The organism is Arthrobacter sp. 10N418 (genome assembly GCF_056394725.1).
The window spans coordinates 33,828-40,629 of the sequence record NZ_JBFTIK010000027.1 but is presented as its reverse complement, the minus strand read 5'-3'; the positions used below and the strand labels follow the sequence as shown (position 1 = coordinate 40,629).

The window sequence follows — 6,802 nt, the reverse complement described above, 5'->3', positions numbered from 1 at the left end:
CCGCCCGGCCGTGTCCCTATCAGCGGTCAACAAGTGCCTCCGAACCCGGCGACAACACCCCCCGGATCATCAGTGACAGGGCGAGAAAGTCATACCGGGTCCAGCGACCAAGTCCCCTGCGATCGGGGACCCAATAAATGTAACGGGGCGATACGTGAGGGAGGGTTGGATAGAGGGGGGCGATTCGTGAGGGAGGGTTGGACCGGGGCCGTCATTAACTGACGACGGCGGCCCCACCCGAAGGTGGGACCGCCGTCGTTGAAACCGGACCTTGTGGGTCAGGCGTTCAGGGGCTTGGGAGCCGGGTGGTTAGAAACCGCCCATGCCGCCCATGCCGCCCATGTCGTCGCCGCCGCCCATGGCCGGGGAGTTCTTCTCCGGCTTGTCGGCCACGACGGCCTCGGTGGTGAGGAACAGGCCGGCGATGGACGCCGCGTTCTGCAGGGCAGAGCGGGTTACCTTGACCGGGTCGTTGATGCCGGCAGCCAGCAGGTCGACGTACTCGCCGGTTGCGGCGTTGAGGCCGTGGCCTGCAGGCAGGCCGCGGACCTTGTCCACCACGACGCCGGGCTCGAGGCCGGCGTTGAAAGCGATCTGCTTCAGCGGGGCGTCGATGGCAACGCGGACGATGTTCGCGCCGGTTGCTTCGTCGCCTTCGAGCTGCAGGTTGGCGAATGCCTTGGCACCGGCCTGGATCAGGGCAACGCCACCGCCGGCGACGATGCCCTCTTCGACAGCAGCCTTGGCGTTGCGGACTGCGTCCTCAATGCGGTGCTTGCGTTCCTTGAGCTCAACTTCGGTTGCGGCACCGGCCTTGATGACTGCAACGCCGCCGGCCAGCTTGGCCAGGCGCTCCTGCAGCTTCTCGCGGTCGTAGTCGGAATCGGAGTTCTCGATTTCGGCGCGGATCTGGGACACGCGGCCTGCGATCTGGTCGGCGTCGCCTGCACCCTCGACAATCGTGGTCTCGTCCTTGGTCACAGTGACCTTGCGGGCGCGGCCGAGGAGTTCGAGGCCGGCGGTCTCAAGCTTGAGGCCGACTTCCTCGGAGATGACCTGGCCACCGGTGAGGATGGCGATGTCCGCGAGCTGGGCCTTGCGACGGTCGCCGAAGCCCGGGGCCTTGACGGCGACGGACTTGAACGTGCCGCGGATCTTGTTGACGATCAGGGTGGCCAGGGCCTCGCCCTCGATGTCTTCGGCAATGATCAGCAGCGGCTTGTTGGACTGCATGACCTTTTCGAGGACAGCAACCAGTTCCTTTACGTTGGAGATCTTGGAGTTCACGATCAGGATGTACGGATCCTCAAGGACCGTTTCCTGGCGCTCGGCGTCAGTGACGAAGTACGCGGAGATGTAGCCCTTATCGAAGCGCATGCCTTCGGTGAGCTCCAGCTCGAGGCCGAACGTGTTCGACTCCTCGACGGTGATGACGCCTTCCTTGCCGACCTTGTCCAGGGCTTCGGCAATCAGGGCGCCAATTTCGTTGTCACCTGCCGAGATCGACGCCGTGGCGGCAATCTCTTCCTTGGTTTCGATCTCCTTGGCGGATGCCAGGAGTTCGCGGGTGACGGCTTCTACAGCCTTCTCGATACCGCGCTTGAGGGACAGCGGGTCAGCGCCGGCCGCGACGTTGCGCAGGCCTTCCTTGACCAGGGCCTGTGCCAGAACGGTGGCCGTGGTGGTGCCGTCGCCAGCGACGTCGTCCGTCTTCTTGGCAACTTCCTTGACCAGCTCGGCGCCGATCTTCTCGTAAGGATCGTCCAGCTCGATCTCCTTGGCGATGGAAACACCATCGTTGGTGATCGTGGGGGCGCCCCACTTCTTTTCGAGGACGACGTTGCGTCCACGCGGGCCGAGGGTGACCTTGACGGCGTCGGCGAGGATGTTCAGGCCCCGCTCAAGACCGCGGCGTGCCTCTTCATCAAATGCAATGATCTTGGCCATAACGGCAGTAGTCCTTTCGGGACAGTCGTTAAGAATGAACCTTTGCTGCGGTGCCCGCGACGGACGATCCTTCCCCGGCGGCCTCTGTATGCCGCTGGGTCCGGGATCTCACCCCAGCCAGGTATTTCTTTCGCTCCCGGCCCCAATGCCTCGCGTCGCAACCGGCGGAACCGGGCGTCGTTTTAGCAGTCAGTACGCGGGAGTGCTAAGTCAATAATTAGCACTCCCCCGGGGAGAGTGCAAGCAGTGGGCTGCCGGGGCCGCGCCGTTCGGCGGCCCAATACGCTACAAGCGATCAGCGGCCGCTGCTGCTCGAGGATTCGTTGCCGCTCATTGTGGCCTTGTTGTCCGCGCCGTAGGCGTAGACCGTGTAGTTCGCCTCCGTGATGTCGCCGGTGGCGTCGAAGTTGATCCGCCCGGAGGCGCCGTCGTAGTCGGGGCGCTTGCCCGCGCGGATCGCGTCGTTGCATTCCTTGTAGGACTTGCACGTTTGGGCGTCACCGGCCGACTGCCCGCCGCGGGTGGGCTGTACGGTCCCGCCGGAGACGGCGACGAGGTTCGCGGCGATGGAGGTGCCGGCGTCGTCCTGCGCTGAAGCAGCCGCGATGGCAGCGAGCATGACGGCGTCGTAGGTCTCAGCGGCGAACGTCATGTCCTTCAGGCCCGGATCCACGGCCACCAGCGAGGCCTGGAACGCCGCGGACGCGTACAGGCCGGGCAGGATCCCGCGCGCGCCGTCGAGCGCGTTCGCGCCCAGCCCGGAACCGTACTGGTTGACGGCCCCGTCACTGAGGATGAGCTTCTTGCCTGCGAGCCCCACGTTGTTCAGTTCGGCGATGGCGCCTTGAGCACCCGCCTTGGCGATGAGGACGACGGCGTCGGGCGCCGCCGCCTTGGCGGTGGCTGCCGCCTGTTGCGCCTGCCCCGGCTTGAACTCGGCGTCGGCCACGAGATCCATTCCGGCCTGTTTGGCGGCGGCGGTCACAGCCGCCGCGACGTCCGTGCCGTAGCTGCCTTCCTCGTGCACCACGGCAAGAGTCTTGGCGCCGCCGTCCTTGACGAGTTTGGCCAGGACGGGGGCCTGGGCGACGTCGGAAGCCGACGTGCGGAAATAGTAGCCACCGCTCTTGTAGGTGCTGAGGCCGCCGGCGGAATTGGCTGGCGAAATCACGGCAATCTTGGCGTTGGAGAGCACGTCGATGGCACCGGGGGCGTGGCTGGAATCCGTCGGGCCGATCACGACGTCGGCTTTGGCCGCCACCAGGGATTTGGCCTGGGCAGCGGCGTCCGCACTGATCGTTTCCGGGAGCAGCTCGACCGGTTTGCCTTTATGGCCGCCGGCCGCGTTGATTTCCTTGACTGCAAGCTTGGCGGCGGCCAGTTGGGGAGCATTGAGGAAGTTCTGCGCGCCGGTATTGTCCAGGATCAGGCCTATCCGCAGCGTGCCGTCGCCGCTGGCGTCAGCGCCGGCCACGCGGGCGCTGCCTGACGGGCCCAGGCATGCCGACAGGGCCAGAACCGCGGCCCCTCCGATGGCTACGGCGCGGACCGGGCGCAGAAGCCGCGTCAGGCGTCGGGCAGGGGCGTGTCGGGCGTGCGCTGCAGCAGGGAATGTCACTAGGCGGGCCGGACGCTTTCGGCCTGCGGGCCTTTCTCGCCCTCGCCGACTTCCAGCTCTACGCGCTGGCCTTCGTCCAGGGCGCGGTAGCCGTCCCCGACGATCGCGGACCAGTGCACGAACACGTCATTCCCGGAGTCGTCCACGGTGATGAAGCCGTAGCCTTTTTCGGCGTTGAACCATTTGACGGTTCCCAGTGCCATTGTGTCCACACTTTCAGTTAGCTTGCGGGCGGCCCACCTCAATGTGCGCCGCGGAATACGAAACGAAGTCCGCAGATACTCTACCTACAGCCTTCCCCGGGCGGGCAGGCTGCCTGCCCGGTCGGCGACGAATAGTTATTCAGGCGTAACCGGATCCAGCTACTTGAAGCCGGGCCCCAGGACAACAACGAGGGGGACCTTGAAATCGGCGGACTCCACAGTCGTCGGGATGCCAAGCAGGCTCCCCAGCGCCTCGGCGTTGCCCTTCTGCGCCGCGCTGCTGTAGAAGATTACGGAGGTGGCCTGCCGGGCGCCGGGCCAGTTGCCCAACGTACCGAGTGTCCAGCCCGCTGTGGAAACAGTGCCACCGACCCGGCTGGCGAGCCCAGCGGTCGTGGTGCCGTTGTAGATGGTCACCGGCTGGGTCTTGTCGACGGCGGCGGCAGCCGCCTTAGGTGCGACGGTGGCGGTGGCGGAGGCCGCGGCCGAGGGCGCGTCGGTGGGCTGGGCGCTGGGCGCCGGTGGGCTCGCAGGAGCCGCGCTGCCCGCGGTCGGTGCGGGCGATGCCGAGACGCTGACGCCGGCCTGGGCGGCCGACAGCGCCGAGGTTTCGCCAGCGGAGGAGAATCCGAGCTTGGGCAGGATCAGGAAGGCCACGAGACCGATGGCCAACGCCACACATCCGAAGGCGAGGATGGGCATGAGGCTGCGGCGGCGAGATTCGGCGGCGGCCCGGTGGACCCCCTGCCGTGCGGAGGTCTCCGGGACCCGATCAAATTCATCCCGTGCGTATTTGGTCATGGTAAAACGACGTCCTTGCTGATTTCTTACGAGGTGCCCGAGGCCGGAGCCGGCGCACAAGCGTGCGAATCCGGCTGTGATTCCCGCGGTTTTACGCGTCTGACCCCAACCGGCGTGCAGTGCGGGCACGTTGGCGTGACGTACGTAGTCTACGCAATCTCTTCACAAGCATAGGATCGTGGGCCAGCGCATCCTCTGTATCGATGAGCGCGTTTAGGATCTGGTAATAGTGCGTGGCGGACAGATCGAAGAGTTCCCGGATGGCCTGTTCCTTGGCCCCGGCGTATTTCCACCACTGCCGCTCCAGGGCCAGCATCTGCTGGTCTCGGCTGCTCAGCGGAGAGTTCCCGCGGGAACCCCGAAGTTCGGCAGCTTCCGCAGTCTGGTCCGCGGGCAGGAGCTCTTGCGCTTGTTCGGCCACGACACACTCCCTGACTCGTTCGGATGAATTCCTCCCCCATGGTACGGGCGAACCACAGCCTTGTCATTTGCGCCGGACCGGTTTCGAGAGCTTTTCGGACCAGCCCGTACGTTGTCGGAGCAGCCTGCGAGAATGGAGCCCATGGTCGATTCCTTTGCCTTGTTCGAGCACGAACCTCACACTGCAGAAACCGTGAGCTTCGCCGAGATGGCCAGCATGCCCCTGGGTGAACTCGTCGCGCCGGACTGGGCAGACGCTCTCTCCCCGGTCGAGGGGCAGCTGCGGGCTGTGCTGGAATTCCTCGCCGCTGAAGTCGCCGACGGGCACAAAGTCCTGCCGCCGCCGTCGAACGTGCTGCGGGCCTTCCGGCAGCCGCTGGCCGACGTCCGGGTCCTGATCGTGGGCCAGGACCCCTACCCGACGCCCGGCCACGCCGTGGGCTTGTCCTTCGCAGTGGACGGCACCACCCGGCCCATCCCGCGCAGCCTCGCCAATATCTACAAGGAGCTCGACGCCGATCTGGGCCTCCCGCCGCGGGTCCACGGGGATCTTGGATGCTGGTCCGAACAAGGCGTCCTGCTGCTGAACAGGGTCCTGACCGTCCAGGCCGGGGCCGCAGGCTCACACCGGAACAAGGGCTGGGAAGCCATCACGGCAGCGGCCATCACCGCAGTTGCCCACCGCCGCACCGCAGACGGCGGGCCGGCACCCCTTGTCGTCATCCTCTGGGGCAAGGACGCGGAATCGGCTAAACCGCTGCTGGGCACCGCGCCGGTGATCGCCAGCCCCCACCCCAGCCCGCTCTCGGCCTCGCGGGGCTTCTTCGGCTCCCGGCCCTTCAGCCGCACCAACAAACTGCTCCTGGAGCAGGGCGACGGCGAAGTGGACTGGGAACTGCCGCCGCTGCCGTAACGGGCCCCGCACTCAGGCATCCGCTCAGGCTTCTTTGGTTAGGCTTAGCTCCATGACATCAGTCCCCGCCGCCACCTCTGCCACCCGGAAATCGCGCCCGCAGACGAACCTCACGGTCCTGCGCCGCGAGCAACTGTCACCGCACATGGTCCGGATCATTGCGGGCGGCCCGGGCTTTGACAGCTACGTCAACAACGAATTCGTGGACCGGTACGTCAAGATCGTGTTCCCGCAGCCCGGCATCGAATACCCCGCTCCGCTGGACCTGTGGGCGGTCAGGGAAACCATGCCCCGCCACGAGTGGCCGCACACCCGGACCTACACCGTCCGCTGGGTCGATCAGGCCGCCCGGGAACTAGCCATCGACTTCGTCATCCACGGCGACGAAGGCCTTGCCGGGCCGTGGGCGGCCGCGGCCGAACCAGGGGACGCCCTCATTTTCACCGGGCCGGGCGGCGGCTACAACCCGGATCCGGCAGCGGACTGGCACCTGTTCGCGGGCGATGAGTCCGCGCTGCCGGCCATCAGCGCCGCCATTGAGTCGCTGGCTCCGGATGCCCGCGGACTGGCGTTCCTGGAAGTCGACACCGACGCCGATATCCAGGCGATCGCCGCACCGGCCGGGGTTGAACTGCGCTGGCTCCGGCGCGGCGGCGTCCCCGCCGGGACGAGCGACATCCTGGTCACCGCCGTCCGGGACGCCGACTGGCCCGAAGGCCGGGTGCACGTCTTTGCCCATGGAGAACGCGGCTACATGAAGAGCCTGCGGGACGTGTTCTATGTCCAGCGGTCCCTGGAGCGAGCACAGGTTTCACTGTCCGGCTACTGGGCCAACGGCCGGGTGGAGGACGACTTCCAGGCGGAGAAAAAACTCCCCATCGGCAAGATCTAAGCAGCAAG

At 66.4% G+C, this 6,802-nt stretch carries 7 protein-coding genes; 2 read left to right on the top strand and 5 right to left on the bottom strand.

The genetic code is table 11. The features are described 5' to 3' along the window. Positions 1-309: 309 nt before the first annotated feature. From groL to AC1DCZ_RS17185, 5 genes are all read right to left on the bottom strand, one after another. On the bottom strand, positions 310-1,947 hold the full coding sequence (groL, locus tag AC1DCZ_RS17205; protein WP_476894713.1) for a chaperonin GroEL: 1,638 nt from the start codon (positions 1,945-1,947) through the stop codon (positions 310-312). Positions 1,948-2,242: 295 nt separating this feature from the next. After that, a complete protein-coding gene (locus AC1DCZ_RS17200; protein ID WP_476975680.1) occupies positions 2,243-3,517 on the bottom strand; it encodes an ABC transporter substrate-binding protein in 1,275 nt (424 codons plus the stop codon). Between the two features lie 47 nt (positions 3,518-3,564). After that, positions 3,565-3,768, bottom strand: a complete 204-nt coding sequence (locus AC1DCZ_RS17195) for a cold-shock protein (RefSeq protein WP_476894714.1) — start codon at positions 3,766-3,768, stop codon at positions 3,565-3,567. 159 nt (positions 3,769-3,927) lie between these two features. Then, positions 3,928-4,569 (bottom strand): LytR C-terminal domain-containing protein, encoded by a 642-nt coding sequence (locus AC1DCZ_RS17190; protein WP_476975678.1) that lies wholly within the window; start codon positions 4,567-4,569, stop codon positions 3,928-3,930. Between the two features lie 91 nt (positions 4,570-4,660). Further along, positions 4,661-4,990 carry a DUF3263 domain-containing protein gene (locus AC1DCZ_RS17185; protein ID WP_476975677.1) on the bottom strand — a complete coding sequence of 110 codons (330 nt, stop codon included), beginning with the start codon at positions 4,988-4,990 and terminating at the stop codon, positions 4,661-4,663. A gap of 141 nt (positions 4,991-5,131) precedes the next feature. On the opposite strand from AC1DCZ_RS17185, the gene AC1DCZ_RS17180 reads away from it, so the two are divergent. Together AC1DCZ_RS17180 and AC1DCZ_RS17175 are read left to right on the top strand one after the other, a co-directional pair. Continuing rightward, the gene (locus tag AC1DCZ_RS17180; protein WP_476975676.1) at positions 5,132-5,902 is read left to right on the top strand and encodes a uracil-DNA glycosylase; all 771 of its coding nucleotides are present in this window, start codon (positions 5,132-5,134) and stop codon (positions 5,900-5,902) included. A 52-nt stretch (positions 5,903-5,954) separates the two neighbouring features. After that, positions 5,955-6,794, top strand: a complete 840-nt coding sequence (locus AC1DCZ_RS17175; RefSeq protein ID WP_476975675.1) for a siderophore-interacting protein — start codon at positions 5,955-5,957, stop codon at positions 6,792-6,794. The last annotated feature ends 8 nt before the right edge of the window (positions 6,795-6,802 follow it).